The sequence below is a fragment of the Vitiosangium sp. GDMCC 1.1324 genome (assembly GCF_003044305.1).
GTDB lineage: Bacteria > Myxococcota > Myxococcia > Myxococcales > Myxococcaceae > Archangium.
In genome coordinates this window covers 317,585-341,939 of the sequence record NZ_PZOX01000013.1, presented here as the reverse complement: position 1 = coordinate 341,939, position 24,355 = coordinate 317,585, and the positions used below count along the sequence as shown (strand labels likewise).

Below are 24,355 nucleotides of genomic sequence, written 5' to 3'. Positions count from 1 at the left end.
GCGCCGCCCCATGTCGTCCTCCTCCGGGGCCTCTCGCGCCCGTCTGTTGTTCGCCTATATCGCCTGTTTCGTGCTGTGGGGCTCCTCCTGGGCCGTGGTGAAGGTGGGGCTCGAGGATCTGCCGCCCCTGCGTTTCGCCGCCGTGCGGATGATGCTCGCGGGCCTGGTGCTGCTGCCTTTCAGTGGTTTGCGCCGCTCGCGCCCCGACGCGCGCACGGCCTGGGTGCTCATGGGCGTGGGGGTGCTCCAGATTGCCCTCCCGTACGGGCTGCTCTTCACCGCGCAGCAGTGGATTCCGTCGAGCTGGTCGGCGCTGCTCTTCTCCACCTACGCGGTGTGGCTGTTGCTGGTGGGGAGGCTGTTGCTGCCGGACCAGCCGCTCACCCCGCTCAAGCTCGTCTCCGCGGGACTGGGGCTCGCCGGCATCCTGGCGCTCCAGCACGAGCACCTGGCGGGGCTCAGCTTCTCCGGTTTGGTGGTGGCCGGGTGTCTGCTCTCGTTGGTGGCCACCATCTCCATCTCCCTGGCCAACGTGCTCGTGCGGCGCTCGTTGGCGCACGTGCCCACGAGCCTCTCGGTGTGCGTACAGACGCTGAGCAGCTCCGTGCTGCTGCTCGGCGCCTCCGTCATCTTCGAGTCCCATCTGCCCGGCCACTGGACGCCACGCGCCGTGCTCGCCACCGTCTTCCTGGCGGTGGGGGCCACGGCGCTCACCTACCGGCTTCTCTTCTGGCTGCTCGCGCGCATGCCGCTCACCGTGATCGGCGCCATGCCGCTGCTGGACACGCTGGTGGCCGTGCTGCTGGGCGTGGTGATGCTCGGCGAGCGCGTGGACTCCTCGCTGCTGCTGGGTGGCGCGCTCATCCTCTCCAGCGCGGCCCTGGCCAACCTCTCGCCCGCGGAGCCCAAGAAGCCGTCCGACGCCACCTCTGAGGCTCCTCTCTCAGAGCCTATGGCGCCCTCTCCTCGCAAGGCGGCCTGAGTCCAACTGATGTGACGATGCCTTCGCCCATGAGCCGTCTGATCGAAGCGGTTTCCCGCGAGCACTTGCCATATCCCCCCGCCACTCCCAAGGAGATCGAGGAGTTCGAGCAGCGGGTAGGCTGGAAGCTGGATCCGGACCTGCGGGCCTTCTACCTGCACTGCAATGGCGCACGGTTGTTCAAGACGCCAACGGACTGTCCCTATTGGATCCTCCCTTTGTCGAGGATCGTCCGTGCGCGGGTGGCCATCTTCGGGATGCGAAGCGACGATGATGCGCACGGCCCCGCATCCGTGTACGCCCTCTGCGACGTGCAGGATGGCAACTACGTGCTGGTGGACGTGGCCCATCAGGAGAACGGTCGCTATCCGATCTTTGACGGCGACCACGAGGCCTGGCCGGACCCTGCCTACTGCGGGCAGATCGCTCATTCCTTTTCGGAGTTCTTGGAGGAGGCCCTGCGAAGCAAGGGGCGCCAGTTCTGGCTGTCGCGTTGAACAGCCGCGAGCGGGGGACGGCATCCCTTGAAAGGTGACGGCCGGGGGCTGCTAGTTTGTTTCCCGATGAAACACTGCGGCTCCAACCGGTGGTGGTTCGATGATGCGAAGCTCGTCATCCGCAGGGAGCGCGGGCCGGCGGACGTCTTCAAGGGCCTCGTCTCCCTGGCCGTGTCCGCGGGGCTCGTCTTCCTGCTGACGAAGATGGGGCTGGATCTCCAGATCGTGTTCTATGCGCTCGCCGCGTTCGGCTATGGCCTCTATGCCACGCTGGGCGTCTGGGAGGTCTCCCTCCACCGGGTGACGGGCCGGGCCTCGTGGCGCTGGGGGCTCGGGTGGCCCTTCTTCTCCCGGGAGAAGGCCGTCTCCGACACCGATCGCGTGCGGCTCGTCTCCGCCAATACCGAGTCCTCCAGCAGCGTGAGTGCCCGGACCTGCCAGGTCGAGCTCGCCGGAGTGACGGCGTCCGAGCTCCTCGCGGGCAGCGACAGCTACGACGAGGCGCTCGAGCTGGCCGAGGCCGTGGCCCTCCACCTCCGTCGGGGCTTGCAGGTGGACGACGGCCGCATCCGTCCCGTCGAGGAGCTGGAGTCCCCTGATCGCACGCGGGCCCGCGCCGAGCTGGAGGCCCGGCTGCTGCGCGGCTTCGAGGCGCCCCCGGCCCCCGCAGGCATCCCGGGCCCCCGCTCCCTGCCCGCGGCGCCGGTGTCTCCGCCTCCACCGGGCTGCCGCGTCCTGGTGCACGTGGAGCGCGAGCAGCGGGTGGTGGAGCTGCCCGCTCCCGGGTGGGTGGGGGCGTACCGTCTCCAGGCCTTCGTCTGCGCCGTGCTGCTGCTCCTGCCGGTGGGCTTCGGCGCCTACCTGTATCCGCTCGGCCTGTCGGGGGGGCTGATCGCCATGATGACGCCGCTCCTGCTGATCCTCCTGGGGCTCGGCGGCTTCTTCTGGCGCAGGACGCTGCAGGGCGTGGGCACCACCTGGCGCATCACCGTGTCGCGGCGCGGGCTGGAGCTGGTGCGCACCCGGCGTGGAGAGCACAAGACGACGCGGCTGGCCGCGGGCAGCATCCGGGACATCGACGTGCGCGAGCACGCCGGAGAGACGCTGCGCGTGGGCAACGGCGCCGGACGCCCCTCGTGCCCCATGCTCATCATCGAGCGGTGGGAGGGGCCGCTGGTCGCACTCGGAGAGGGACTGCCGCGCGAGGAGCTCGAGTGGACGGCGGCCCGTCTGCGCGAGGAGCTCGCCGCGTTGACCGACGCGCGGCGTCAGGAGTTGAACGCAGGGTAGGACACCGCGAGCCGCTCTCGTGGGGCAACTTGCCCCATGCGTCCCGAACCCCCTGTCTCGCACCCGACACAGGGTGCTCCGGAGCATGCGATACATGGCGGGCGAGCCTAGCTGGTTGTATCGGAGCCAACCGAGCAGGCACCTGGCCGCACGCTGGAGCCCGTCCCACACTCTGGGACTGTTTTACCTGAAGGCCCGGTTGTGACAGGATTTCTGGAATAGTGTATTGCGCCAGGAACCCGTCTTCACGAGCACGGGGGGCCGACCCAGGCCCAACAGGGGAGGGCGCACGTGATGAGTGGCATCAGCGGAGAGTGGAGCACTGTGCGTTCGGAGGCGGAGCAGGAGTTGGAGCAGCGGCTGTCACTGGCCACGCCGGACGACACGATGCGGGGCATGTTCTTTCGCAGCGTGCGGGAGGCCGTGCACGTGTTGAAGGGGGATGCGGCGGTGGAGGCCTGCCTGGAGGAGGGCGGGGACGTGCGCAGCTTCGTGGACTTCTTCGCCTATCCCACGGGGGACTTCCTGCGGGTGCTGAGGCGCTCGGCGTGGGTGTTGAGCGGGGCGATCGGCGGCTTCGAGGAGACGATGCGGGTGCTCGGGCACCTGGGGACGGCGGCGTTCCTGGGAGGACTGGCGGGCAACGTGATGCATGTGCTCTTCACGGGCACGCCGCGGCGGGTGATGGAGAACCTGCCCATGGCCTACAAGGTGATGATGCCCACGGGCGGTGGGCTGTCGGTGGTGTGGCTGGGGTACACGCACTGCCGCGTCCTCTTCACGCGCGACTTCCTGCCGCGCGCGTACGTGGAGGGCTCGCTGGAGGCCAATCTGAAGAAGGCGGGCGCGCGCTCGCTGCGCATCGCCGGGCGGCTGACGGGAGCCCTGTCCAGCGAGTACGACGTGTCCTGGGAGGCGTGAGTCGCGCGGCTCCTTCCCGAAGCGCCGGGTGGCTCCCAGCATCAGCAGGAGCGGGTTCTCCTGAGCCGTAGGAGCGCGAGGTCTGCCAGCCCCGCCAGCAGCAGGACCGGGACGAGCAGCACGGCGCTGAACCAGCTCAGCGTGTAGAGGATTCCGAAGGCGAGGCGGGTGTTTCCGCCCTCCATCGTGCCGGACAGCAGGCCGACACAGTCGCGGCCTCCGAGCAGGTGCAACAGCAGGAAGACTCCCGTCATCCCCAGCGCGGTGCGGATCATCGGCGTGCCTCCATCGCGCGGGGCTCCATCGCGCGTTGCCAGAGCGGACCTTCCACCAGGGAGTACAGCAGCACGGCGTCCGCGAGCGGATTGCCCGCGGCGAAGCGCAGGCCGGTGCCGTCCGTCACGGGGAACGCGGCGAAGCGCAGGCTCGTGACGAGCCCCTCGAGCAAGGGCTCATCATCGAAGGCCGCCGCGCCCACCAGGGCGAGCCCGCTCGAGCCCGCGTTCGCGCCCACCCACGGAATCGTCGGTCCCGAGTCGATGTCATTGAGCTGGGGCGAGGTCTCGGGCCACTCGGCCGCCCACGCGAAGCCGAACACCTCACCGATGAGCTCGCGGCGGGCGCGCTGGTACTGGTCTCGAGCGAAGTCCGGGTCGACCACCTGGAGCATGTGCGCGGCGAGCCACAGCGTCGAGCCCTCTGGTCCGTCGCGTGTGACTCCGTCGAAGGTGAAGCTCGAGACGAGGAGCCCGGTGCTCGCGTCCACCAGGTGCTCGCGCGCCGACTCCACCCAGCGCCGCCGCAGCTCCGAGTGGTCCCTCCCATCCACGGTGTCGGAGAGGCGGAGCGCCGCGAGCGCGATGGCGTTGCAGAAGGTCCACCCCTCGTCGGGGTAGCTCTCGGCGGCGAGCACGGGCGCGCGCTCGAGCTGGCCGGTGAGGGTGTCGATGCGCTCGCGCAGGAGCGGCGCGAGGTCCGCCCTTGGCTCCACGAGCTGGCGCGCCGCGAGCATGAGGGCGAGCTCCCCGTCGACGAAGAGGCTGCGCCCGCGCACGTCGCGGAAGGGCGCGCGGTGCACGTAGGGCAGGAGGAACACGTCATCGGAGGTGCGCTCGTCGCGGAGCGTGCGGGTGAGCAGGGCGTCGATGACGGCGAGGTGGTCCGCCTTCCGGTCGGGCTCCTTCAGCGCGAGGTTGGCGAAGGAGAGCACGGAGAAGGTGCGCGCCATCAGGTCCCATTCGGGGTTGTTGCGGCGGAGCAGGGTGCGCTCGGGGCTCTCGTCTCGCATGGCGAGCACGCGCAGCCGCGAGGCGAGGGCGGGCGCGAGCTCGCGGGGTTCCCCTGGCCGGAACCCGAGATGAACCAGGGGGAGCCACACCGCCGTGGCGAGGAGCAGCAGGAGGAGTTTGCGTCGCATTCCCTCGAGTATCGAGTGACGCATGCCACGGTGACGGGCGGGGAGGGTGAGTGGTCGCGAACCGCGGGCGAGCGGTTTGCTCCCAGGGGTTCAGCTCAGGGTCTGGATGGCCTTCTCATCCTGGGGGGACAGTGGGGTGGTGGAGGTCTGGGTCATGGAGGGGCTCCGGGGTAGGGGACGTGTCTGGGGGGCCGGGTTGGCCTGGCTGGTGTGTGGGTCCAGAAGCAGCAGGCCGAGGAGTCTCAGGGTGGTCGTGTTCTGGTTCATGAGCAGTCTTTGTCGAGTCCATCGCGGGCTTCGCGTTTGGAACGGAGGTGAACGCTAGGGGGCGTGTGTTGAGCCCAGTGCTGGCTGGGCGTGAAGAAGTGTGAATTGGTAACGTTCGCAGTCCTTCCGCGTGGCGCACGCGGGGACGGGTGTTACCCATCACGCGGAGCTCAATCATGTCGGAGTCCACGGGGTTCGAGGAGTTCGTTGCCGCGGTGCGCGGGCCCGTTGGTGAGGCCACCCTCGTCGTCACGGGCGCTGGGGTCAGTCTGGCCAGCGGCCTTCCCACGTTCCGGGGGACGGATCCCGGAGCGGTGTGGGCGAACGACGTGGTGGAGAAGGGCACGCGAGCCTTCTTCCAGAGGGAGCCTCACGAGTCCTGGTTGTGGTACCTCAAGCGATTCGAGTTGGCGCACGACGCGAGGCCAAACGAGGCGCACCTCGCCCTTGCGGACTGGGAGCGGTGGCAGGAGCGCCAGGGCCGAGGGTTCCTGCTCGTCACCCAGAACGTCGATACGCTCCACGAGCAGGCGGGAAGCCGCGCCCTGGTGAAGGTGCACGGGAGTCTGGATCGGGCGAGGTGCACCCGGCGCGGCTGTGCCAACGGGCCTCCGCGGGGCACGCTGCCCATGGCGGAGGTGGACTTCGGGCCACTCCACGCCGACCCGAGCCCCGAGACGGTGCCGCGCTGTCCCCTCTGCCGCAGCAAGCTTCGCCCGCACGTCCTGTGGTTCGACGAGTACTACTCCGAGCACGAGGGGTATCAGATCGAGCGGGTTCTCGAGGGGGCACGGCGAAGCAGCCTGGTCGTCTTCATTGGGACCTCCTTCTCCGTGGGGGTGACCGAGAGGGTGACTGCCCTTGCCCTGAAGCGCGGCGCAAAGGTTTTCAGCATCGACCCCGCGGGGACTCGGCCCGCGCCGCGTATCGACGTCGTGGCGGAGCGCGCGGAGGTGCTGCTTCCTCGCGTGGTGGGCTCGCTCCAGACGTGAGCCGGTGCCCGAGACGCACGGGGCTCAGCTCCAGGAGATGTCATAGTCCGTGTCGGCCGGCCCCACCTGCCGTCCCGTCACCTTCAGGCCGGTGGCTCCCGCGGCCTGGAACACTTCCAGGAACACCCCTTCGAAGTAGGGATAGGGGATGACGTTGCCGTGGATGAACGCGGCGCACTGATTGAGGCCGGTCCACTTCACCGCGCCCCTCCCGTGCCCCCATCCCGTGCGGTAGGCGGCGGGTAGACCGTTCACCAGCTGCGTCGGGCTCTTCGCGGCCAACATCAACAACGCTCTGCCCACCGGGTTCGCCAGGAAGTGTTTCGCCACGTGCTTCCCGAGTTGCCGCAGGGCCTCCTCGAAGCTCCCGGAGGATTCTCGCAGGGCCCACGCCGCAGTGTAGAGCAGCGGCAGCAGGGTGCTGATGGGATAGTTGAAGAAGGCCGTGAACTCCTCGCGCCCGCTCGTCTCGAGGCAGCGCTCCAGCGCCTCTGCGTCTCCCAGCATGCGGATCGGCTCCAGGGCGCAATTGAAGAAATAGCCTCGCGCGGTGTCCCCGGGAGGGATGAGCGCCAACCGCCGCTCCAGCTCCGCCGGTGAACCCAGGTCCACTGTGCTCGGATTCGAAGCCATGCTGTTCCCCGAGGAAACCGCGTGTGTGCTCCCCCCGCCTCCCGGGATGGGGAACCTACCATGTGACCTACCCAGGATGGGCACGAGACATGCCCAGACGCGCCACATATGGGAGTCGCACTGCGAGGGTCTGGTGCTTCCTCGGGGCTGGCTGGCGCGCCGACAGGCGGCTTGGTTCAGGCCAATCATGTGGCCGAACAGAGCGTGGCGTTCTGCTTGAAGAGCATCAGGCCCATCACGACCGCCAGGAAGAACATCCATCAGCACAAAGAGTTGATTGATGCGATGCAGATGCTTCGGCCGCAGCTCAGGCAATTGCCGGTGGTTGGACGGCTTGCCATTGTGGATGTTGAAGACGCGCCGACCACGGCCAACCCCGAGAAGCTCAAGAGGACACCGAGACCCGGAGTCAGAACGCGTAGGCATGTGCGAGCCGGGCGGGGCGGAACAGGAGGGAACAGGTTCGTCGCGGCCGGGGGCCGGATGTACGACGACGCACCGCGTTCTGGGAGACCGTTGGGTCGGAGACGGGAAGGGGCCTCGAGGGCGGGTGCGCTTGTCCCCTTCCGGGCCAAGCCTGGGTTAATATACGGGGCGGGCCCACGAACGAGCCCCGAACAGTCCCGGGTGCCTGGTCCAGGATGGAAGCATGACCCCCAGCGAGTCAGGACGGCTCATCGACCTCCAGCAGGAGAGGCTCCGCCGGGGCATGCCGCGCTATCACCGCGAGCCCATCCAGACGTGGCGCAGGAAGGTCAAGCTGACGCTGGCCGCCACCGCCCTGCTGGGTCTGCTGGCGGGGTTGCTGTCGATCGTCATGGAGTCGACGGACGAGAGTGGCGCGCAGGGAGAGTCCCTGTTCGACGAGTCCCCCTTCCGCTCGTCCAGTGGAGAGAGCCAGGACCTGGGCGATGGACCGGCGTGGTTCACGGCCACGCAGGGCTCGGGGCGCCGGTAGGCGGCACCCCGGGCTCCCGGTGGACGGCTAGTAGCGCTTCGAGTCCGCCTTGGGCGTTATGGGCGAGACCGGCGCGGTGACACCGTTGATGGTGAGCCCGCCATGCATGAAGGCGGGGGCGCCCTGGAGGATGCCGGCGGGGAAGTTCAGCGCCGGCTTGGAGACCTCATCGAGCGCGGCCACCTGGGCGGGGGTGAGCTTCACGTCCAGCGCACCCACGTTGTTCTCCAACTGCTCCAGCGTGCGCGCGCCGATGATGGTGGAGCTGACGCCGGGGCGGCTCTGCACCCAGGCGAGCGCCACGCGGGCCGGCGTGGAGTCCACCTCCTTGGCCACCTTCACCAGCACGTCGATGACGGAGTAGGCGCGCTCGCCGAGGTTGCCCTCCACCCACACGCCGCGGTCCGGCTTCACCGTGCCGGCGTTCTCGCGGGTGTACTTGCCGCTGAGCACGCCGCTCTTGAGCGGGGACCAGGGGGTGACTCCCAGGCCCAGCTCCTGGGCCATGGGGATGAGCTCGCCCTCCACGGTGCGCTCCAGCAGCGAGTATTCAATCTGCAGCGCCACCAGCGGCGTCCACCCGCGGAACTGCGCGGTGAGCTGCGCCTGGGCGACCTTCCACGCGGGGGTGTCGGAGAAGCCGATGTAGCGCACCTTGCCCGCCCGCACGAGGTCATCCAGCGTGCGCATCGTCTCCTCGATGGGCGTGTGGCGGTCCCAGAGGTGCATCCACAGCAGGTCGATGTAGTCCGTCTGCAGGCGGCGCAGGGACTCGTGGGTGGCGGCGATGAGCGACTTGGCTCCCGTGCCACCACCGTTGGGGTCTCCCGGGAAGAGGTTGCCGAAGAACTTGGTGGCGATGACGACGCGGTCGCGCTTGGAGGGCGTCCGGCCGATGTGGTCGCCGATGATCTTCTCCGAGTGGCCGTGGGTATAGACGTTGGCGGTGTCGATGAAGTTGCCGCCCAGCGCCAGGTAGCGGTCGATGATGGCGTTGGACGTCTCGACGCTGGTGCCCCAGCCGAGGTCCTCGCCGAAGGTCATGGCGCCGAGGCAGAAGGGGCTGACGCGCAGGCCGGAGCGGCCGAGGGTGACGTAATGGTTGAGAGGCATAGGGTGTGGGGGAACTCCCGGTGAAGGGGTGCGCAGTGCTAACGCGGCCCCGTGCACCTCGCCACGGAGCCGTGCCGGAAATCACCCCTTCGTGAAACCGCCAGGGAACGGCGAAGGGCACCGGGGTGTCCACGGGGGCATGACGAGACTGCTCTTCCTGCTGGGGCTGTTGGTGGCGCTCACGGCGCAGGCGAAGGACAAGGTGGCGGAGGCGCGCCGGGCGAAGGAGCGCGTGCTGGCGGAGACCTTCACGGCGGTGGGAGTCTCCTGGCCGCCCGAGGAGCTGTACGTCCGGGCCTTCAAGCAGGAGCGGGAGCTGGAGGTCTGGGCGGGCGCGAAGGGGCAGCCCCTGCGCAAGGTGAAGACGTTCCCCTTCTGCGCGGCCTCGGGGGACGTGGGGCCCAAGCGGCGCGAGGGGGACGAGCAGGTGCCGGAGGGTTTCTACACGCTGGACCAGTTCAACCCGAGCAGCCAGTTCCACCTGTCCATGCGCGTGAGCTATCCCAACGAGGCGGACCGGCGCCTGGGCCAGCGGCCGCTCGGGGGCGCCATCTACGTCCATGGCAACTGCGCGAGCATCGGCTGCATCGCCATCCAGGACGGCCCCATCGAGGAGCTGTACCTGATGGTGCTGGACGCACGGGCGCGGATGAAGCGGGACGTGCCCATCCACATCTTCCCGCGCCGGCTGGATGCCGAGGGCCTGGCCGCGCTGCGGAAGCACCCGAGGGCCACGCCGGAGCTGCTGGCCTTCTGGCGGAGCCTGGAGCCGGGGTGGCGCCTCTTCGAGGAGACGCGGCGCCCGCCTCGGGTGTCGGTGGACGCGAAGACGGGCGCCTACCGGGTTGCACCGGGCCGGTAGAGGGGACGACCGTTGGCGCGCCGTGCGTTGGCTCTGCTGAAGGGCCCGCATCCGGGTGAACGGGGGAGGCACATGGACAAGCGCGTCTTCGGTCCCACGGGAGTAGCGGTGCCGGTGCTCGGGCAGGGCACCTGGCAGATGGAGGAGGATGACCGGACGGAGGCCATCCGCGCGCTCCAGGTGGGGTTGGACCTGGGCATGACGCACGTGGATACGGCGGAGCTGTACGGCTACGGCGAGGTGGAGGAGTTGGTGGCCGAGGCGCTCGCCGGGCGGCGCGGCGAGGTCTTCCTCGTGTCCAAGGTGATGCCCAACAACGCCACCTACGAGGGGACCCTCCGAGCCTGCGAGCGCAGCCTGAAGCGGCTGAAGACGGACTGGCTGGACTGCTACCTGCTGCACTGGCCGGGGCCGCACCCGCTGGAGGACACCGTGCGCGCCTTCGAGCGGCTGCGGGCGGAGGGAAAGATTCGCGCCTGGGGGGTGAGCAACTTCGACGTGGATGACCTGGAGGAGGTGCTGGCGCTCGCCGGGCCGGGCCGCATCGCGTGCGACCAGGTGCTCTACCACCTGAGGGAGCGGCACATCGAACACCGGGTGCTCCCGTGGTGCGAGCGGCACGGGCTGGCGGTGGTGGGCTACAGCCCGTTCGGCAGCGGGGACTTCCCGGGGCCGGGCAGCGCGGACGGCCGGGTGCTGAGGGAGGTGGCCCGGGCCCATGGCACCACGCCGCACCAGGTGGTGCTCGCCTTCCTGGCGAGGAAGCGCTCGGTCTTCCTCATCCCCAAGGCCAGCCGGCAGGCGCATACGCGGGAGAACGCGGCGGCGGCCCTCGTGCGGCTGACGGCCGAGGACCTGGCCCGCCTGGAGGACGCCTTCCCCCCGGGCCCGCTCCAGCGGGAGTTGCCCGTGGTGTAGGGAGAGGTGACTCCCTTCCGCGCCGAGCAGGCGGGCGGGAGAAAGCCGACGCCGGGGGGCGCTCGGCGTCTGATACCGTGTCCGGACGGAGCCGGGGCAGGTCCCCGGCTGCGTGGTCGAGCTCATGGACACCTTCCCCCGCTCTCCCGAGACCAAGGAGACCTACCGCGAGTTCCTGCTGACGCGCGGTCCTATCCGCTTGCGTCAGTTGATCACCATCGCCCTGGTGGCGACGCCGGTGCTGTTCGCGCTGGACGTGTTGTACGTGCTGGCCGCGAGGGGTGGTGCGGCGAACCTGGGCGCCATCGCCCTGGCGCGGCTGCCCTGGGGCCTGGTGCCGCTGGCGGTGTTGGCGGTGCAGGGGTTGCTCAGCCTGCAGCAGTTGCCGAAGGTGGCGTTCTGGGCCACGGCGCTGTTCGCCATCGGCAGCGAGTGGACCTTCTACCGGATTGGCACGGCGGGCTCGGGCTACCACGTGGTGATGGTGTTCCTGAACGTGCTCACGGGGCCCTCGGTGCTGCCGGTGAGCCGGAGCTCCCGCTTTGGCTTCTACGGGCTGCTGGCCCTGGCGCACCTGACGTTCGACCTGTTTCTGTCGACCACGCCGCTGGGGGCCACGCTGGTGCTGGACGTGACGCTGATGGTGGGCGCGCTGGCGGTGGGCTACCTGCTGGAGGCGTTGCACAGCGGGCACCAGCGGCAGTTCCACCTGCGGCGGGACATGTTGCACGCGCTGCGCGAGGTGGAGGCGTCGCGGGGCAAGGTGGTGGAGACGGGCAGGACGCTGGCGGGCTCGGCGCAGGTGATGTCGACCACCATTTCAGAGATGTCGGCGCAGGCGGCGCACGTGCGTACGGCGGCGCTGCGCATCGCCGCGGCGAGCGAGCAGATGGCGAGCGCGGCCGGAGCGCTCTTCCGGCACTCGAGGGCGAGCGGCACGCAGGCGGAAGAGGCGCAGCGCTACACGGGCGAGGTGGACACGCTCATCAGCGGGATGGAGACGAGCCTGTCGGCCATTGGGCAGGCGGTGGGGCGCAGCGCGCTGAGCGTGCAGAAGCTGGAGGAGAGCTCCGAGCGCATCCACGGCTTCGTGGAGACCATCCAGGAGATGGCGGCGGCGACGAACATGCTGGCGCTCAACGCGGGGATTGAAGCGGCGCGAGCGGGGGACCACGGGCGGGGCTTCGCGGTGGTGGCGAAGGAAGTGGGCAAGCTGGCCGAGGAGTCGGGGCGCAGCTCGGCGCGGATTGGCGAGGTGGTGGGCGGGGTGACGCGGCAGATGTCGGACACGCTGCAGGCGGTGGGGCACATCCGCGAGACGACGGAGCGCTTCACCCCGGTGCTGGAGTCCGCGCGCACGACGCTGCGCTCCATCCGGGAAATCGTCCTCCAGAACCAGAAGCTGATGGAGAAGAGCTCGGGGGAGGCGGAGCGTCAGGCGGAGCAGACGACGCACATCTCCCAGGGCTGCGCGACGCTGCTGGAGCTGGTGGACACGTACGCGCAGATGGGGACGGACGCGGCGGCCACGGCGCTGCAGCTCGGGAAGATGGCGGAGGAGCTGCGCAAGCAGTTGCCGGACGAAGCGCTCACGTCCGAGTCCCGGGCGGGCTGAGGCGCGCCCCTCCCGGTGCCGCTACCGGGCCGCCGCCGGGGACACGAGGGCCGGCGGGTCTCATGCCCGCCATCGTGGCCTACATCGTGGCCTACAACGCGTGCGTCTGGGCCCAGTAGGAGATGACGGCCTCGTCGTCGACGATGCGGGAGTGGAAGTGGTCCCAGATGTCGGTGACGGCGACGGCGTGGCCCTTGGAGAGCTTGGGGGTGAGGTAGAGGGCGTAGTACTCGGCGCCGCTGCCATCCTCGACGGAGCCGAGCTTGTCGAGCGGGCGCTTCGTCGCGGGGCACAGCAGGGTGCAGCGCGTGCCGGGGGGGATGTCGGTGAAGCCCGTCTTGCGCTTGTCGCCGTGGATGGGCGACAGGTGCACCACTCCCTCGCGTCCATCCGGGGTGCGGACGAGCAGGCTCACGGCGGGGTAGCCGTTGAACTTCACGTCCGAGTAGCCCACGAGGTTGTGGCCTCCCGGCCCGAAGGCCTGCGTCACCACCAGCGTCACGCGGTCGTCGGTGGGTTTGAGGCTGTCGTGCTGCGGGGGGATATCGCGAACCTGGAGGTTCTGCGTGTCGACGTGTTCCTTGGGCATGGTGGGGGCCTCCGTGGGGGAGAGATGCAACATAACGATGGTTGTTTCGCGCGAACACCCCCGGACGCGTGTCCCACCCGCGCGCCTCGCCCCGAGAGTCACCCTCGGGACCTCTCTCGGAGAGGGGGCTGGGGACTCGAGCGTAGCCGGGCACGAAGTTTCCGGTGCCACTGTGGATGCTCACGCACTGCGTTGGAGGCGCGTGTCTGTCCTGCCCCGTTTGACTCCGGGAGTCGGGTAGGGAACGGAGGCGCGATGCGCGCGACCATACCTCCGGAGAGGGGACCCTACGGCGCAACCATTTGAATTGGTAGTGGGCATTGACAGGACGTACCAAGTACGTAAGGTAGGGACGTTCCATCCGCCCCGCCCGCGCTCGCGCTGTTCTGGAGACCCCGTCATGCCCCGGCTCTCGGCTCGTGTTGAACGCCCTTTGGCGATGACCCTCGCGGCGGCGGCCCATGCCGCTCGCATGCGCGCGGAGCTCACCCAGGCCGAGGTGGCTCGCCGGGTGGGTGTGCAGCTGGAGGTGTATGGCCGCATCGAGCGCGGGGAGATGTTCCCGAGCGTCCCCACGCTGCGGCGCATCTGCGTGGCGTTGGAGATCGCCTCCGACGAGCTGCTGGGGCTGGAGGCCCGGGAGTCCACGGACCTGCGCCGGCTGGTGAGCGCCGCCCGCCGGCTCAAGGTCTCACAGCTCCGGCTGCTCCACCTTCTGGCCGAGTCGCTTCACCCTCCGTCCCGGGAGTGACGGCCCACGAGCAGCACCGTCGGGGTCTCGGGCCTCTGGGGGGCGGGGATGGTAGGCGGCCGCCGATTCCGGTAATCATTCCAGGGGGGCAGCGGATGAGAATCCCTGGGCTTCCCTCGTCCGTGCTCGACCGGGACGGGCCGGTGTTCATCGAGCATCCATCCAGGGAAGAGGGCAACATCATGCTGAAGCGTCACTGGACCATGGTGGCCGCCGTGGCTGTCATGGCGAGCCAGACGGCTTGCTACACCACGCGCATCGTCACCAGCCGTCCGCCCGAGGGCGAGGAGTATTCGGGGAAGCAGTGGTTCACCGCCGGCGGGCTCGCGCGCCTCTCGCAGCCGGCGGGCATGAACTGCAAGAACGGCATCTCCTGGGCGCAGAGCAAGATGAGCGGCACCGACTGGCTCATCAGCGCCGGCATGTTCGTGACGGGCGCCATCGCCGGCTCGCTGGCGTGCAATGGCAGTAGCTCCGAGACGCAGGGCTCGTGCGTCACGGCGGGTGCGTTCCTGATGCCCTTGCTCCTGTCCTCGAGGACGGTGGAGTACGCCTGCGCCGCCGCCCCGGCCTCCGACAGGCCCGGTTGGATGCCTCCTCCCTCCGGCAATCCGCCTCCGCCGGGCTACTACCAGCCGCAGCCGGGCTACCCGCCTCCGCCGGGTTACCAGCCGCAGCCTCCCCCCGGTTACCAGCCGCAGCCGGGCTATCCGCCTCCGCCTCCAGGCAATCCGCCTCCGCAGGGCTACCAGCCGCAGCCTCCCCCCGGTTACCAGCCGCAGCCGGGCTATCCGCCTCCGCCGGGCTACCAGCCGCAGCAGTCTCCTCCCGGTCATCCGCCCCCGCCTCCTTCCAGCTATCAGCCGCCGCCCCAGGGCAATCCGCCGCCTCCTCCCGCCGAGGCGCCCGCTGCTCCCCCGCCGCCCCCGGCTCAGTAGGGAGTTCCACTGACGGAACTCCGGACGCCGCGGAGTCCCCCCGGCGTCTGTGTTTCGGGGTCGTGATGCGACGGGCATGATCTCCCCATGAACGTGCTCCGCACCCTCGTGCCGCTTCTCCGAGCGATGGTCCTCACCGCGCTGAGCTGCATGCGCCACGGGCCGCTGCGTCCCGGGTGGACCTTCTCCTTCGAGATGTTGATGGCGTGGTTTCGCGGCCTGCCGCCCTGCCGGGACGAGGCGTCCCTGCTGGAGCGGCGGGCCTTCTCGCGCAAGGCCAACCCGTCCAGCCCGGCCATGCGGGAGGTGGACTTCTCGCCCGTGGACGCGGGAGGCGTGCCGGCCGAGTGGGTGACGCCACGCGCCGGAGCGGCGGGGCCGGTGGTCTTCTACGTCCACGGGGGCGGTTACGTGGTGGGGTCGGTCCAGAGCTACCGGGGCACCACCGCGCAGCTCGCGGTGGACAGCGGGGCCCGGGTGCTCGTGGTGGACTACCGCCTGGCGCCCGAGCACCCCTACCCGGCGGCGCTGGAGGACGCGCTCGCCGCCTGGAGGTGGCTGAGGGGCACGGGCGTGGAGCCCTCGCGGGTGGTGGTGGCCGGGGACTCGTCGGGCGGAGGGCTGGTGCTCTCGCTGCTGCGCGCGCTGGTGGACTCAGGCGAGTGGCTGCCCGCGGGCGCGGTGTTGCTCTCGCCCTGGGTGGACCTGTCGTGCGAGGCGCCGAGCCACGTGGGGCACGCTCCCTACGACTACCTCCACCCGGAGGAGCTGCGCTTCTGGGGCCGCTGCTACGCCGGGACGCTGGAGCTGAAGGATCCACGCCTCTCGCCGCTGTACGCGTCCGCGCGAGGGTTGCCGCCGCTCTACCTCCAGGTGGGCGGAGCGGAGCTCTTCCTGGACCCGGTGTGCGAGCTCGCCGGGCGTGCACGGGCCGAGGGGGTCTCCGTCACGCTGGACGTGTGCGAGGGCCTGCCGCACCTCCCGACCGCCTTTGGTGCGCTGTTGCCTGCCGCGCGTGAGGCCGCGGTGCGTGCCGGCGAGGCCGTGCGTCGCCTGGTGGAGGACGCGGAGCGGGCCCGGGCTCGCATGAAGGCGGTGGGATGAACCGCCCGCCGTGACTGGCGGAGCGGGAGTCGGGGCCACATCCTTTGAGATGGACTCAGGGGCGTGGGTTCTCCGTACGCCTGCTTGCGGACCCGCCGAGGGCATGAGAACACAGGCCCCGGCGCTCGGCTGGAGGAGTCAGTGACCCAGGTTTTCGACCAGTTTCTCGACTTCAAGAGCTTCGAGTTCGCCGCGCTGGACCTGGCCAAGCCGTTCACGATCCTCATCGGGAAGAACGGCTCCGGGAAGAGCAATGCCATTGAGGGCGTCGAATTGCTGGCGCAGATTGCGCGGGGCCGCCTGCTCCACGAAATCACCGATGTCGGGCGGGGGACGGTCGGGTTCCAGGTTCGCGGCGGTCTTCCCGCTTGCCCTCGGAACAATGGGCGTACTTTCGGACTCGGGCTCGTGCTGACGGCGGACGACGAAGGTCATCAGGTCTCGGTGACCTACCAGGTTCATATCCAACCCTTGCCTGAGCCACGCATCCAGAGCGAGTGGTTCGAGTGGAATGGGCGGACCCTCTTCCATGCGAGGCCGGAGACGGCGGACGGTAGCCACCTCACCGTGCGCTATGGTTCTCCTGAGGGTTCTCTCGAGCAGACCGAGTCGTTGCCCGCGGATCGCTCCGTGCTCTCGCGGTATGAGTTGCTCGCGAACAAACTCCCCCAGCCCACCTCGGCGCAGAACCTTGTCATCGGTGCTCGGCGCTATCTGGGGGGCTCGTTCGTCTTCGATCCACAACCCAGGCTGATGCGGGCCTATGAGCGCATCGGCAGCCGGGTGCTCTCGCGCGATGGCGCCAACCTGTCCGCGGTGCTCTACGCACTTCACAAGGGCTCGGAGGAGGACCGGCTCACCCTCGCGCGGATTCTCCAACGCATCCGGCAGCTCCCCGAGGAACCGTTCGAGGCATTTGACTTCGTCGTCACCGGACTGAATGACGTCATCTTCGGCATCCGCGAGACGCGCGAAGAACCCCTGGTGGATGCGCGGCTTCTCTCGGATGGCACTTTGCGGTGTCTGGCGATCCTCACCGCGCTCGAAACCGTGCAGGAAGGTGCTCGGGTGATTGTCGAGGAGTTCGACAACGGCCTCCACCCAAGCCGCGTGAAGCTCCTGTCCGAGGCCATCGCGGATGTGTGCGCACGCCGCAAGCTGAATGTGCTGGTGACGACCCACAATCCAGCGACACTCGACGGGCTCAGCCGCGAGCAGTTGGAGGGCGTGGTGCTCTGTTTCTGGGACCGGGCGAAGAAGGCCTCCCGGCTCGTTCCCCTCCTGGAGTTGCCGCGTGCGGACGTGCTGCTCGAACGTGGCCACCTGGGTGACCTCGTGACCCGCCGTGTCCTCGAGCAGCACCTGATGCCCGGCTTCGAGGAGTCGCAGAAGGCCAAGGCGCAGGAGTGGTTGGATTCTCTTCCATGAGCACGACGGCGTTGTTGGTCGACACGAGCTACCTGCTCGAGCTGTTCAAGGTCCCAGACCGGTTCGACCCGGACTTCGCCGAGCGCGTGAAGAAGCGATTCGGAGTCGCGGTCAAGGCAGGTCACCGCCTGTACGTACCGTTCCCGGTCGTTTTCGAGGTGGCCAACCACATCGCGGGCGTGCGCGATGGGGGCTCGCGCAAGAAGCTCGCGGAGTTGCTGGCGAACACGGTCCGCAGCTGCGTCGAGTCCGCCAACCCGTGGATCATCACGCCGGCCTCCGAGGACATCCTCTACGATCTGAGTGAGCTGCTGCGGCTCTGTGATGTCTATGCCCGGGAGATGGCGGTCCAGAGCATCGGTCTCAGTGACACGGCCATCATCGAGGAGGCCCGCCGGCTCAAGGGCAAGTACAACCAGCCCGACGACCGGGTCCACATCTGGACCCGGGACCAGGCGCTGAAGGCCCATGAGCCCGATACCGAATCCGCGCCGCTGCTCGCATGACGTTCCGTGGCTAGAGTCCCTGGCGAGGGCTTCTCTGTGTGAGCGAAGGAGCGGGCCCCTCCATGGAGCATTCGAGCGTGCGAGAGCTACAACCCATCCTCGACGCGGTGCGGCTCGCGTGCGAGCTGTGCCGCCGGGTCCAGGCCTCCCGGGCGGGCGTCACCCGCAAGAGTGACGAGAGCCCGGTGACCCTCGCGGACTACGGTGCGCAAGCCCTGCTGTGCCGGAGCCTCCTGCGCCACTTTCCCGAGGACGCGGTCATCGCCGAGGAGGGTGCCGAGGACTTCCTCACCCTGCCGCAGGAGGAGCGGGCGCACGTGGTGCGGCTGGTGGGGCAATTGCTGGGCGAGCAGGTGGTCGAGGAGGACTTCGTGCGCTGGCTGGCCCATGGCCGGGACGTGCGGGCGGACCGGACGTGGGTCATCGATCCCATCGACGGGACAGAGGGCTTCATCCACAAGCGCTCCTACGCGGTCTGCGTGGGGTCGCTGGTGGAGGGCCAGCCCGTGGACGGCATCATCGGCGCGCCGGTGTCACCGCTGGACGAGGGTGGCACGCTCTTCTACACGGACGGCGGCGGGGCCTGGGCGGAGCCGCTCGGGGAAGGAGCGCCGCGCTCGCTGCACGTCTCCGACCGGGAGGACCCGGCGAGCATCCGCGTGGTGGAGAGCTACCTCATGGGCCGGCGCTCGCGGGAGATAGCGGACCGGGTGTACGCAGCGGCGGGGATCGACGCACGGCGCACCAAACGCTACGACGGGATGCTCAAGTACGCGCTGGTGGCGGCGGGCGCGGCGGACCTGTTCATCCGAGGGCCTCGGGACATCCGGAAGAACCCGCACAAAATCTGGGACCACGTGGCGGGCGCGGCGCTGGTGCTGGCGGCGGGAGGCCAGGTGACGCGGCTGGATGGCCATGCGGTGGACTTCACCCCGGGCCCGGCGCTGCGAGGCACCCTGGGGCTCATCGCGAGCAACGGGCGCATCCACATGCACATCGTCGAGGCGATGGGGCGCACGGCCGGGGCCCGGTGGGGCTTCCTGTCTCAACCCGACTGACGCGAGCGGGACTCGGTGAGGACATTCGAGGGGCCTCGCCACAGGTCGCGCGTCCACCACAGCCACCAGGTGCCATAGAGGAGCGAGGCTCCGGAGAGCCCCCAGGCGGCCGGGGCGAGACCCACGCCCTCGGCGGCGGCACCCGCGGCGAGCGAGGACACCCCGACGGCGAGCGTGGCGAGGCCGAAGTCGAGCCCGAGCACGCGCCCGCGCAGGCTGTCCGGAGTGGACACCTGGATGCCGTAGGTGGACAGCACCCACTGCGCACCACCACCGAGGTGGGCGAGCAGCACGCACGCGGCGGCGAACGGCAGTGAGGGAGCGAAGGGCAGCAGCGCGTAGGCGAGCCCGTACGTCAGCATGGAGGCGCCACACACCAGGAGCAGGCGCCGCCCGTCATCGCGTGCCCAGCGCTGGCCGATGAAGGGGCCCAGCAGAGCGCCCAGTCCGCGCGCGGCGAGGAGCGCGCCCACGCCCGCGTCTCCCGAGGCGAAGCGTCCGGCGGCGAAGGCGGGCAGCAGCCCCACGATTCCATTGCCGAGTCCCACGCCCGCCTTGGTGACGAGCAGCGAGCGGGTGAGACGGCTCTGACGGGCGAGCGTCCACACCTCGCCGACCTGGGCCCAGAGGCCGAGGGTGGAAGGGGCGCCATGGTGCTGGAGGGGGCGGCGGATGCCCGCGACGAGCAGGGCGGAGACGAGGAAGGTGGCGGCGTTGAGGACGAGGCTGGCCTCGCGGCCGAAGGCGATGGTGGCGAGGCCTCCGACGGCGGCGCCGATGAAGAGCATGGTGCCCCAGACGCTGCCGAGCGCGGCCTGGGCGAGCGAGAGCTCCTCGGGGGCGACGACATTGGGGACGGCGGCCTCGGCGACGGGGTCGAAGAAGGAGGAGAGGGCGGCGAGCAGCGCGACGCACGAGATGGCCAGTACGGGCGAGTGCCAGCGCAGGGCGGCGAGCAGGCCGAGCGCGGGGAGTACGCGCAGCAGATCCACGGAGACCATGAGGCGCTTGCGGTCGACGCGGTCCGCAATGAGGCCGGCCACGGGGGAGAGCAGGAAGGCGGGCAGGACACTGGCCGAGTAGACGGCGGCGGCGGAGCCGGGGCGGCCGGTGGCCTCGGTGACGAAACCACTGACGGCCACGAAGGCGAACCAGTCGCCGAGCAGGGAGACGACGGTGGCGGAGAAGAGGCGGCGGTAGTCCGGATTGCGCCTCAGCAGGAGCAGCACGTTCCGGACGGAGGAGGAGGAGGCCATGCGGTGGAGGGGAGCCTAGCCGTGGGGGGGTGGCTTCGCGCCAGGAGGGGCGAGGCTGCTACGCTGCGTCCCCAGAATGTCCTCCTCTTCTGTGAAGTTTTCCGCCACGGAGCGTGCGGCTCCGGTGCGCGCGCTGGTGTCCCGGCTGGTCGACAACCTGGAGCGGGTCATCCGCGGCAAGCGCGAGGCCCTGGAACTGGTGCTGTGCTCGGTGGCGGCGGGAGGGCACGTGCTGCTGGAGGACGTGCCGGGCACGGGGAAGACGACGCTGGCGAAGGCGCTGGCGATGAGCATTGGAGGCAGCTTCAAGCGAGTGCAGTTCACGCCGGACCTGCTGCCCACGGACATCGTGGGGGCGTCCATCTTCAACCCACAGGATGGGAGCTTCCGCTTTCGAGCGGGGCCGCTGTTCGCGAACGTGCTGATCGCGGATGAAATCAACCGGGCGTCGCCGCGCACGCAGTCGGCGCTGCTGGAGGCGCTGAGCGAGGGGCAGGTGACGGTGGACGGACAGACGCACGTGCTGGCGCCGCCGTTCCTGTGCATCGCGACGCAGAACCCGGTGGACTTCCACGGGACGTACCCGTTGCCGGAGGCGTCGCTGGACCGGTTCGCGGTGCAGCTGTCGCTGGGGTACCTGCCGGAGGGGGAGGAGCGCACGCTGCTGATGACGCGCTCGGGGCCGCCGCCGCTGGAGGGGATGACGGCGGTGTGCACAGTGGAGGAGGTGGCGCAATTGCAGCAGCGGGTGCAGGAGGTGAAGCTGGAGGAGTCGGTGGCGGACTACCTCTTGCGAGTCGTGCAGGCGACGCGAGGACACCCGAGCATCCGGCTGGGGGTATCGACGCGAGGGGCGCTGCTGTTCGGGAGGATGGCGAGGGCGAGGGCGCTGATGCAGGGAAGGGACTACGTGCTGCCGGAGGACCTGAAGGCGCTGGCGGTGCCGGTGCTGGCGCACAGGTTGGTGCTGGACACGCGGGCGCGCTACGCGGGAGCGGACAAGCAGACGCTCACGAAGGACCTGGTCGGCGCCGTGCCGGTGCCGCGGTAGGGAGATACCGCGCATGGCCCGCCGTCGCCGCTGGTCCTTCCTGATGCCGCCCGAGGAGCACGGCTTCATCCGCTTCCTCCAGGACCGCTACCACGGGCTGCTCACCCCGGTGGGGCGCGTGGTGCTGTGGGCGGCGCTCGCCGCGGGCTTCCTGCTGCTCGGCGGGCTCGTCGCGCCGCTCATCCTCTTCTTCTCCTTCTCCGTCTCCGCGCTCGCCGCCGCCGCCGTGGTGGGCCTCCCGTTCCGGCCTCGCGTCTCGCTCACGCGTCTGCTCCCGCCTCCCGTCTCCGCGGGCGACACGCTCACCTACCGCGTCCGCGTGGAGAACACCGGCCGGAGCACTGTGCGCCACCTCTCCGTGGAGGAGCGCGACCTGCCCCCCGAGCTCCGCTCCGTGGGCGAGCCCCCCTTCATCGACACGCTCGCTCCCGGAGATCGCGCCGAGGTGACGCTGCGCCTCAAGTGCTCCACCCGCGGTGTCTATGAGCTGAGAGCGCTCCAGGCCGCGAGTCTCTTCCCCTCGGCGCTGGTGAAGTGGGCGAGGCGCTCGCCTGGCAAGGACCGGCTGCTGGTCTACCCGCGCTTCACGCCGCTCGAGTCCTTCGATGTGCCGCACGGGCGCAACTACCAGCCCGGAGGCATCGCGGTGGCCTCGCAGGTGGGCGAGTCCACCGAGTTCTTCGGCACCCGGGACTGGCATGACGGGGACCGCACGCGGGACATCCACTGGCCCTCGTTCGCGCGCACCGGCCGGCTGGTGGTGAAGGAGTTCCAGGAGGAGTTCTTCGTCCGGCTGGCCATGGTGCTGGACGTGCAGTCGCGCTCGGCGAAGGAGGACGCGCTGCTCGAGAAGGCGCTGTCGCTGGCGGCGGGCATGGCGGACGTGCTGGCGCGCCAGGAGTACATCATCGACCTGTTCGCCGCGGGCCCCGAGGTGTTCCACTTCCAGGCGGGCCGGGCGCTGGCGCACTTCGAGCACATCCTCGAAATCCTGGCGGCCATCGAGTCGGGCGAGCGGCTGGACCTGAACGCGCTCGAGGCGGCGCTGTTGCCCGAGGCGAGCCAGCTCTCCGCGGTCATCTTCGTGGTGATGGACTGGGAGCCCTCGCGAGCGGCGCTGGTGGAGAAGCTCAAGGCGCACGGGGTGGCGGTGCGGGTGCTCTCGATTCGTCCGGACCGCAGGCCCGAGGGGCTCGCCCCCGGAGAGGTGGTGGAGCTGTCATGAGCGAGCCCACGGACAACGCCTCCCGATACGGCCGGCTCGTCGAGCTGACACCGGTGTTCGCGGCGCTCATGCTGCACGCGGTGGCGCACGGCCGGTGGCTGCTGTGCGCGCCGGTGATGGTGGGCCTGCTGTGGGCGGCGCTGGCTGGCGTGCGGGTGGAGTACACGCCGGGGCGGCTCCTCATGGCGGGAGCGCTGGGGCTCGGGGCGGGGGGCGCGATGCTCTGGGTGAGTGAGCCGCCGACGGCGCCCTTTCCGCCCGCCATCTTCGGCCCGCTGTGCGGAGCTCTGGTGGGGCTGTCGGTGCTCTGCGGACTGGGCCGCAACCGGTACTTCGCCTGGACGTACGCGTGCCTGCTGGTGGCGCTCAGCATGCGCGTGCGGGAGATGCAGGGCGTGGGGTGGGTGCTGGGGACGCTGGTGCTCAGCGTGCTGTTGGTGGCCTTCCTCGAGGGGGGCCTCGCGCGTGGCGGACTCCGGGCGGCGGCGGGCTTCGGCGTCTTCGTGGTGGTGCTGATGGGCCTGGCCCTGGTGCTGACGCGGACCATCTGGGCCAGCGAAGGCGTGCTGATGGACGCCGTGTACCGGATGACCAGCGGCACGAGTCCCGGGAGCGGCTCGGAGTTCCAGTCGGAGGTGGACATCCGCGCGGTGGTGCGCTCGCCGAAGGGCTCCGAGCGCCCATTGCTGGTCATCTCCGGCGACGTGCCGGGGCGGCTCCGGGCGCGGGTGTTCGACGAGTTCGACGGAGCGCGGTGGACGACGTCGAAGGAACTGGCGGATACGCGGCTGGAGCTGCCCTCGGGAAGGGCGGAGACGGAGGAGGTGCTGGCGCTGACGGTGCTGGCACCGCTGGGCACGTGGCTGCCGGCGCCGGCGGGGACGCGCGAGGTGGAGGGAATCCGGCCGGAAGTGAGGGGGGGCTGGGTGCTGAAGGCGGAGGACCTGGCGGGCAGCACGCTGGCGCTGCGCACGGACACGCGGGACTTCCTGTTGCCGGAGGCGGCGCCGGGGGAATCGCTCACGGCGTTGCCACAGGAACTGGAGGCGGAGCTACGCCCGCTGGCGGAGGAGCTGACGCGGGATGCGGGGACGGCGCGCGAGAAGGCGCGAGCGCTGGAGACGTACTTCCACGACCACTTCGAGTACTCGCTGAACGTGGACCTGCGGGGCGAGGGCAACCCGCTGACGGTGCTGGTGAAGGAGAAACGGGCGGCGTACTGCACGTACTTCGCGAGCGCGATGGCGGCGCTGCTGCGTACGCTGCATGTGCCGGCGCGGGTGGTGGGGGGCTTCGCGCCGGAGGAGCGCAACCCACTCACGGGGGCGACCCTGGTGCGCGAGCGCGATGCACACGCCTGGGTGGAGGTGTACCTGGAGGACGAGGGGCGTTTCGTGGCCTTCGACCCGACGCCGTGGAGGAGCCGGGACGAGACGCTCGGGCTGTCGAAGGAGCGGAGCGGCTTCCTGGGAAACCTCACGGGGGCGGTGGGGACGTGGCTGCGGCAGATGGGAGCGGGGTTGCGCTACCAGCCGTTGGCGCTGGCGCGGGCGTTGGTGGGCTCGCCGGTGTTCGCGGTGCTGGCGGCCGGTTTCGTGCTGTGGAGGCTGCGCGCGGGGTGGCGGGGCGGCCGGACGAAGACGCGCCGCGCGGCGGCACTGGGGACGCAGGACGTGAGGCTCGCGGCGCTCTACGCGCGCTACCTGAAGACACTGAGGCGCAGGGCGGGCCTGGTGCCGGGGCCCTCGGAGACGGACGACGAGTTGCTCTCACGGCTGCGCACGGTGAAGGGAGACGCGGTGGCGGACGTGGCGGCCGAGTTCCTCGCGCACTACCGCGAGGCGCGCTACCGGGGCGAGCCCACGCTCCTGGGGCCCTGGAGCTCGCTGGTGGACGAGCTGGACGCGAAGCTGCGCGAGCGCTCCACGTGATGCACCCGAAGCGCGCCTCCACCCTGAAGCACTTGCATTGACTTCCCGGTGGA

Annotated in this window: 25 protein-coding genes; 18 read left to right on the top strand and 7 right to left on the bottom strand. The window is 70.0% G+C overall.

The window, feature by feature from the left end; all coding sequences use genetic code 11:
* Positions 1-10 precede the first annotated feature (10 nt).
* The 4 genes from DAT35_RS33645 (at position 11) to DAT35_RS33630 (ending at position 3,690) form a co-directional block, all read left to right on the top strand.
* Complete coding sequence (locus DAT35_RS33645) at positions 11-982, top strand: DMT family transporter (RefSeq protein ID WP_108072851.1); 972 nt, start codon at positions 11-13, stop codon at positions 980-982.
* 17 nt (positions 983-999) lie between these two features.
* Positions 1,000-1,479 (top strand): SMI1/KNR4 family protein, encoded by a 480-nt coding sequence (locus tag DAT35_RS33640; protein WP_108072846.1) that lies wholly within the window; start codon positions 1,000-1,002, stop codon positions 1,477-1,479.
* Positions 1,480-1,545: 66 nt separating this feature from the next.
* Positions 1,546-2,769, top strand: a complete 1,224-nt coding sequence (locus tag DAT35_RS33635) for a hypothetical protein (RefSeq protein ID WP_108072842.1) — start codon at positions 1,546-1,548, stop codon at positions 2,767-2,769.
* A gap of 294 nt (positions 2,770-3,063) precedes the next feature.
* Positions 3,064-3,690, top strand: coding sequence for a TIGR02265 family protein (locus DAT35_RS33630; RefSeq protein ID WP_108072837.1), 627 nt, complete (start codon positions 3,064-3,066; stop codon positions 3,688-3,690).
* A gap of 41 nt (positions 3,691-3,731) precedes the next feature.
* Here the strand turns inward: DAT35_RS33630 and DAT35_RS33625 are convergent, their stop codons facing one another.
* The 3 genes from DAT35_RS33625 to DAT35_RS59315 all read right to left on the bottom strand — a co-directional run bounded on the left by DAT35_RS33625 (position 3,732) and on the right by DAT35_RS59315 (position 5,374).
* On the bottom strand, positions 3,732-3,965 hold the full coding sequence (locus DAT35_RS33625; protein WP_108072835.1) for a hypothetical protein: 234 nt from the start codon (positions 3,963-3,965) through the stop codon (positions 3,732-3,734).
* Complete coding sequence (locus tag DAT35_RS33620; protein WP_108072833.1) at positions 3,962-5,107, bottom strand: hypothetical protein; 1,146 nt, start codon at positions 5,105-5,107, stop codon at positions 3,962-3,964. The genes DAT35_RS33625 and DAT35_RS33620 overlap by 4 nt, the downstream gene beginning before the upstream one ends.
* Positions 5,108-5,197: 90 nt before the next feature.
* Positions 5,198-5,374: a hypothetical protein gene (locus DAT35_RS59315; RefSeq protein ID WP_158502013.1), complete on the bottom strand. Its 177-nt coding sequence runs from the start codon at positions 5,372-5,374 to the stop codon at positions 5,198-5,200.
* A 176-nt stretch (positions 5,375-5,550) separates the two neighbouring features.
* Here DAT35_RS59315 and DAT35_RS33615 point away from each other — a divergent pair, with 176 nt between their 5' ends.
* The gene (locus DAT35_RS33615; protein ID WP_108072831.1) at positions 5,551-6,366 is read left to right on the top strand and encodes a Sir2 family NAD-dependent protein deacetylase; all 816 of its coding nucleotides are present in this window, start codon (positions 5,551-5,553) and stop codon (positions 6,364-6,366) included.
* 24 nt (positions 6,367-6,390) lie between these two features.
* On the opposite strand, the gene DAT35_RS59310 is transcribed toward DAT35_RS33615, so the two are convergent.
* Positions 6,391-6,999: a TIGR02265 family protein gene (locus DAT35_RS59310; RefSeq protein ID WP_158502012.1), complete on the bottom strand. Its 609-nt coding sequence runs from the start codon at positions 6,997-6,999 to the stop codon at positions 6,391-6,393.
* A 649-nt stretch (positions 7,000-7,648) separates the two neighbouring features.
* Between DAT35_RS59310 and DAT35_RS33605 the strand changes: the two genes are divergently transcribed.
* The gene (locus DAT35_RS33605; RefSeq protein WP_108072827.1) at positions 7,649-7,957 is read left to right on the top strand and encodes a hypothetical protein; all 309 of its coding nucleotides are present in this window, start codon (positions 7,649-7,651) and stop codon (positions 7,955-7,957) included.
* Between the two features lie 27 nt (positions 7,958-7,984).
* Here DAT35_RS33605 and DAT35_RS33600 read toward each other — a convergent pair whose 3' ends face one another.
* Positions 7,985-9,070, bottom strand: a complete 1,086-nt coding sequence (locus DAT35_RS33600) for an aldo/keto reductase (protein WP_108072825.1) — start codon at positions 9,068-9,070, stop codon at positions 7,985-7,987.
* Positions 9,071-9,209: 139 nt separating this feature from the next.
* Between DAT35_RS33600 and DAT35_RS33595 the strand changes: the two genes are divergently transcribed.
* From DAT35_RS33595 to DAT35_RS33585, 3 genes are all read left to right on the top strand, one after another.
* Positions 9,210-9,932 (top strand): murein L,D-transpeptidase family protein, encoded by a 723-nt coding sequence (locus DAT35_RS33595; protein ID WP_108072823.1) that lies wholly within the window; start codon positions 9,210-9,212, stop codon positions 9,930-9,932.
* A 72-nt stretch (positions 9,933-10,004) separates the two neighbouring features.
* Positions 10,005-10,850 (top strand): aldo/keto reductase, encoded by an 846-nt coding sequence (locus tag DAT35_RS33590; RefSeq protein WP_108072821.1) that lies wholly within the window; start codon positions 10,005-10,007, stop codon positions 10,848-10,850.
* Positions 10,851-10,974: 124 nt separating this feature from the next.
* Positions 10,975-12,465 carry a methyl-accepting chemotaxis protein gene (locus DAT35_RS33585; protein ID WP_146210002.1) on the top strand — a complete coding sequence of 497 codons (1,491 nt, stop codon included), beginning with the start codon at positions 10,975-10,977 and terminating at the stop codon, positions 12,463-12,465.
* Positions 12,466-12,556: 91 nt separating this feature from the next.
* On the opposite strand, the gene DAT35_RS33580 is transcribed toward DAT35_RS33585, so the two are convergent.
* Positions 12,557-13,054: a hypothetical protein gene (locus DAT35_RS33580; protein ID WP_146210001.1), complete on the bottom strand. Its 498-nt coding sequence runs from the start codon at positions 13,052-13,054 to the stop codon at positions 12,557-12,559.
* 439 nt (positions 13,055-13,493) lie between these two features.
* Here DAT35_RS33580 and DAT35_RS33575 point away from each other — a divergent pair, with 439 nt between their 5' ends.
* The 6 genes from DAT35_RS33575 (at position 13,494) to DAT35_RS33550 (ending at position 18,839) form a co-directional block, all read left to right on the top strand.
* Positions 13,494-13,805: a helix-turn-helix transcriptional regulator gene (locus DAT35_RS33575; RefSeq protein ID WP_233261882.1), complete on the top strand. Its 312-nt coding sequence runs from the start codon at positions 13,494-13,496 to the stop codon at positions 13,803-13,805.
* Positions 13,806-13,900: 95 nt separating this feature from the next.
* Positions 13,901-14,743, top strand: a complete 843-nt coding sequence (locus DAT35_RS33570) for a hypothetical protein (RefSeq protein WP_158502011.1) — start codon at positions 13,901-13,903, stop codon at positions 14,741-14,743.
* A gap of 87 nt (positions 14,744-14,830) precedes the next feature.
* Positions 14,831-15,847 carry an alpha/beta hydrolase gene (locus DAT35_RS33565; protein WP_108072812.1) on the top strand — a complete coding sequence of 339 codons (1,017 nt, stop codon included), beginning with the start codon at positions 14,831-14,833 and terminating at the stop codon, positions 15,845-15,847.
* A 141-nt stretch (positions 15,848-15,988) separates the two neighbouring features.
* Positions 15,989-17,275 carry an AAA family ATPase gene (locus tag DAT35_RS33560; protein WP_158502010.1) on the top strand — a complete coding sequence of 429 codons (1,287 nt, stop codon included), beginning with the start codon at positions 15,989-15,991 and terminating at the stop codon, positions 17,273-17,275.
* A complete protein-coding gene (locus DAT35_RS33555) occupies positions 17,272-17,781 on the top strand; it encodes a hypothetical protein (protein ID WP_108072808.1) in 510 nt (169 codons plus the stop codon). Before DAT35_RS33560 ends, DAT35_RS33555 begins: the two co-directional genes overlap by 4 nt.
* Before the next feature lie 62 nt (positions 17,782-17,843).
* Complete coding sequence (locus DAT35_RS33550; protein WP_108072806.1) at positions 17,844-18,839, top strand: inositol monophosphatase family protein; 996 nt, start codon at positions 17,844-17,846, stop codon at positions 18,837-18,839.
* On the opposite strand, the gene DAT35_RS33545 is transcribed toward DAT35_RS33550, so the two are convergent.
* A complete protein-coding gene (locus tag DAT35_RS33545) occupies positions 18,827-20,095 on the bottom strand; it encodes an MFS transporter (RefSeq protein ID WP_108072804.1) in 1,269 nt (422 codons plus the stop codon). The genes DAT35_RS33550 and DAT35_RS33545 overlap by 13 nt on opposite strands.
* A 91-nt stretch (positions 20,096-20,186) precedes the next feature.
* Here DAT35_RS33545 and DAT35_RS33540 point away from each other — a divergent pair, with 91 nt between their 5' ends.
* Genes DAT35_RS33540 through DAT35_RS33530 form a run of 3 tightly spaced genes read left to right on the top strand, consistent with a single transcriptional unit; the run spans position 20,187 to position 24,302 of the window.
* The gene (locus DAT35_RS33540; protein WP_199243073.1) at positions 20,187-21,146 is read left to right on the top strand and encodes a MoxR family ATPase; all 960 of its coding nucleotides are present in this window, start codon (positions 20,187-20,189) and stop codon (positions 21,144-21,146) included.
* Between the two features lie 13 nt (positions 21,147-21,159).
* Positions 21,160-22,371: a DUF58 domain-containing protein gene (locus tag DAT35_RS33535; RefSeq protein ID WP_108072800.1), complete on the top strand. Its 1,212-nt coding sequence runs from the start codon at positions 21,160-21,162 to the stop codon at positions 22,369-22,371.
* On the top strand, positions 22,368-24,302 hold the full coding sequence (locus DAT35_RS33530; protein ID WP_108072798.1) for a transglutaminaseTgpA domain-containing protein: 1,935 nt from the start codon (positions 22,368-22,370) through the stop codon (positions 24,300-24,302). The genes DAT35_RS33535 and DAT35_RS33530 overlap by 4 nt, the downstream gene beginning before the upstream one ends.
* Positions 24,303-24,355: the final 53 nt, after the last annotated feature.

Coding starts and splice junctions, on each gene's coding strand:
- DAT35_RS33645 (WP_108072851.1), top strand. CDS start 11: ATGTCGTCCTCCTCCGGGGCCTCTCGCGCCCGTCTGTTGTTCGCCTAT.
- DAT35_RS33640 (WP_108072846.1), top strand. CDS start 1,000: ATGCCTTCGCCCATGAGCCGTCTGATCGAAGCGGTTTCCCGCGAGCAC.
- DAT35_RS33635 (WP_108072842.1), top strand. CDS start 1,546: ATGAAACACTGCGGCTCCAACCGGTGGTGGTTCGATGATGCGAAGCTC.
- DAT35_RS33630 (WP_108072837.1), top strand. CDS start 3,064: ATGAGTGGCATCAGCGGAGAGTGGAGCACTGTGCGTTCGGAGGCGGAG.
- DAT35_RS33625 (WP_108072835.1), bottom strand. CDS start 3,965: ATGATCCGCACCGCGCTGGGGATGACGGGAGTCTTCCTGCTGTTGCAC.
- DAT35_RS33620 (WP_108072833.1), bottom strand. CDS start 5,107: ATGCGACGCAAACTCCTCCTGCTGCTCCTCGCCACGGCGGTGTGGCTC.
- DAT35_RS59315 (WP_158502013.1), bottom strand. CDS start 5,374: ATGAACCAGAACACGACCACCCTGAGACTCCTCGGCCTGCTGCTTCTG.
- DAT35_RS33615 (WP_108072831.1), top strand. CDS start 5,551: ATGTCGGAGTCCACGGGGTTCGAGGAGTTCGTTGCCGCGGTGCGCGGG.
- DAT35_RS59310 (WP_158502012.1), bottom strand. CDS start 6,999: ATGGCTTCGAATCCGAGCACAGTGGACCTGGGTTCACCGGCGGAGCTG.
- DAT35_RS33605 (WP_108072827.1), top strand. CDS start 7,649: ATGACCCCCAGCGAGTCAGGACGGCTCATCGACCTCCAGCAGGAGAGG.
- DAT35_RS33600 (WP_108072825.1), bottom strand. CDS start 9,070: ATGCCTCTCAACCATTACGTCACCCTCGGCCGCTCCGGCCTGCGCGTC.
- DAT35_RS33595 (WP_108072823.1), top strand. CDS start 9,210: ATGACGAGACTGCTCTTCCTGCTGGGGCTGTTGGTGGCGCTCACGGCG.
- DAT35_RS33590 (WP_108072821.1), top strand. CDS start 10,005: ATGGACAAGCGCGTCTTCGGTCCCACGGGAGTAGCGGTGCCGGTGCTC.
- DAT35_RS33585 (WP_146210002.1), top strand. CDS start 10,975: ATGGACACCTTCCCCCGCTCTCCCGAGACCAAGGAGACCTACCGCGAG.
- DAT35_RS33580 (WP_146210001.1), bottom strand. CDS start 13,054: ATGCCCAAGGAACACGTCGACACGCAGAACCTCCAGGTTCGCGATATC.
- DAT35_RS33575 (WP_233261882.1), top strand. CDS start 13,494: ATGACCCTCGCGGCGGCGGCCCATGCCGCTCGCATGCGCGCGGAGCTC.
- DAT35_RS33570 (WP_158502011.1), top strand. CDS start 13,901: ATGAGAATCCCTGGGCTTCCCTCGTCCGTGCTCGACCGGGACGGGCCG.
- DAT35_RS33565 (WP_108072812.1), top strand. CDS start 14,831: ATGAACGTGCTCCGCACCCTCGTGCCGCTTCTCCGAGCGATGGTCCTC.
- DAT35_RS33555 (WP_108072808.1), top strand. CDS start 17,272: ATGAGCACGACGGCGTTGTTGGTCGACACGAGCTACCTGCTCGAGCTG.
- DAT35_RS33550 (WP_108072806.1), top strand. CDS start 17,844: ATGGAGCATTCGAGCGTGCGAGAGCTACAACCCATCCTCGACGCGGTG.
- DAT35_RS33545 (WP_108072804.1), bottom strand. CDS start 20,095: ATGGCCTCCTCCTCCTCCGTCCGGAACGTGCTGCTCCTGCTGAGGCGC.
- DAT35_RS33535 (WP_108072800.1), top strand. CDS start 21,160: ATGGCCCGCCGTCGCCGCTGGTCCTTCCTGATGCCGCCCGAGGAGCAC.
- DAT35_RS33530 (WP_108072798.1), top strand. CDS start 22,368: ATGAGCGAGCCCACGGACAACGCCTCCCGATACGGCCGGCTCGTCGAG.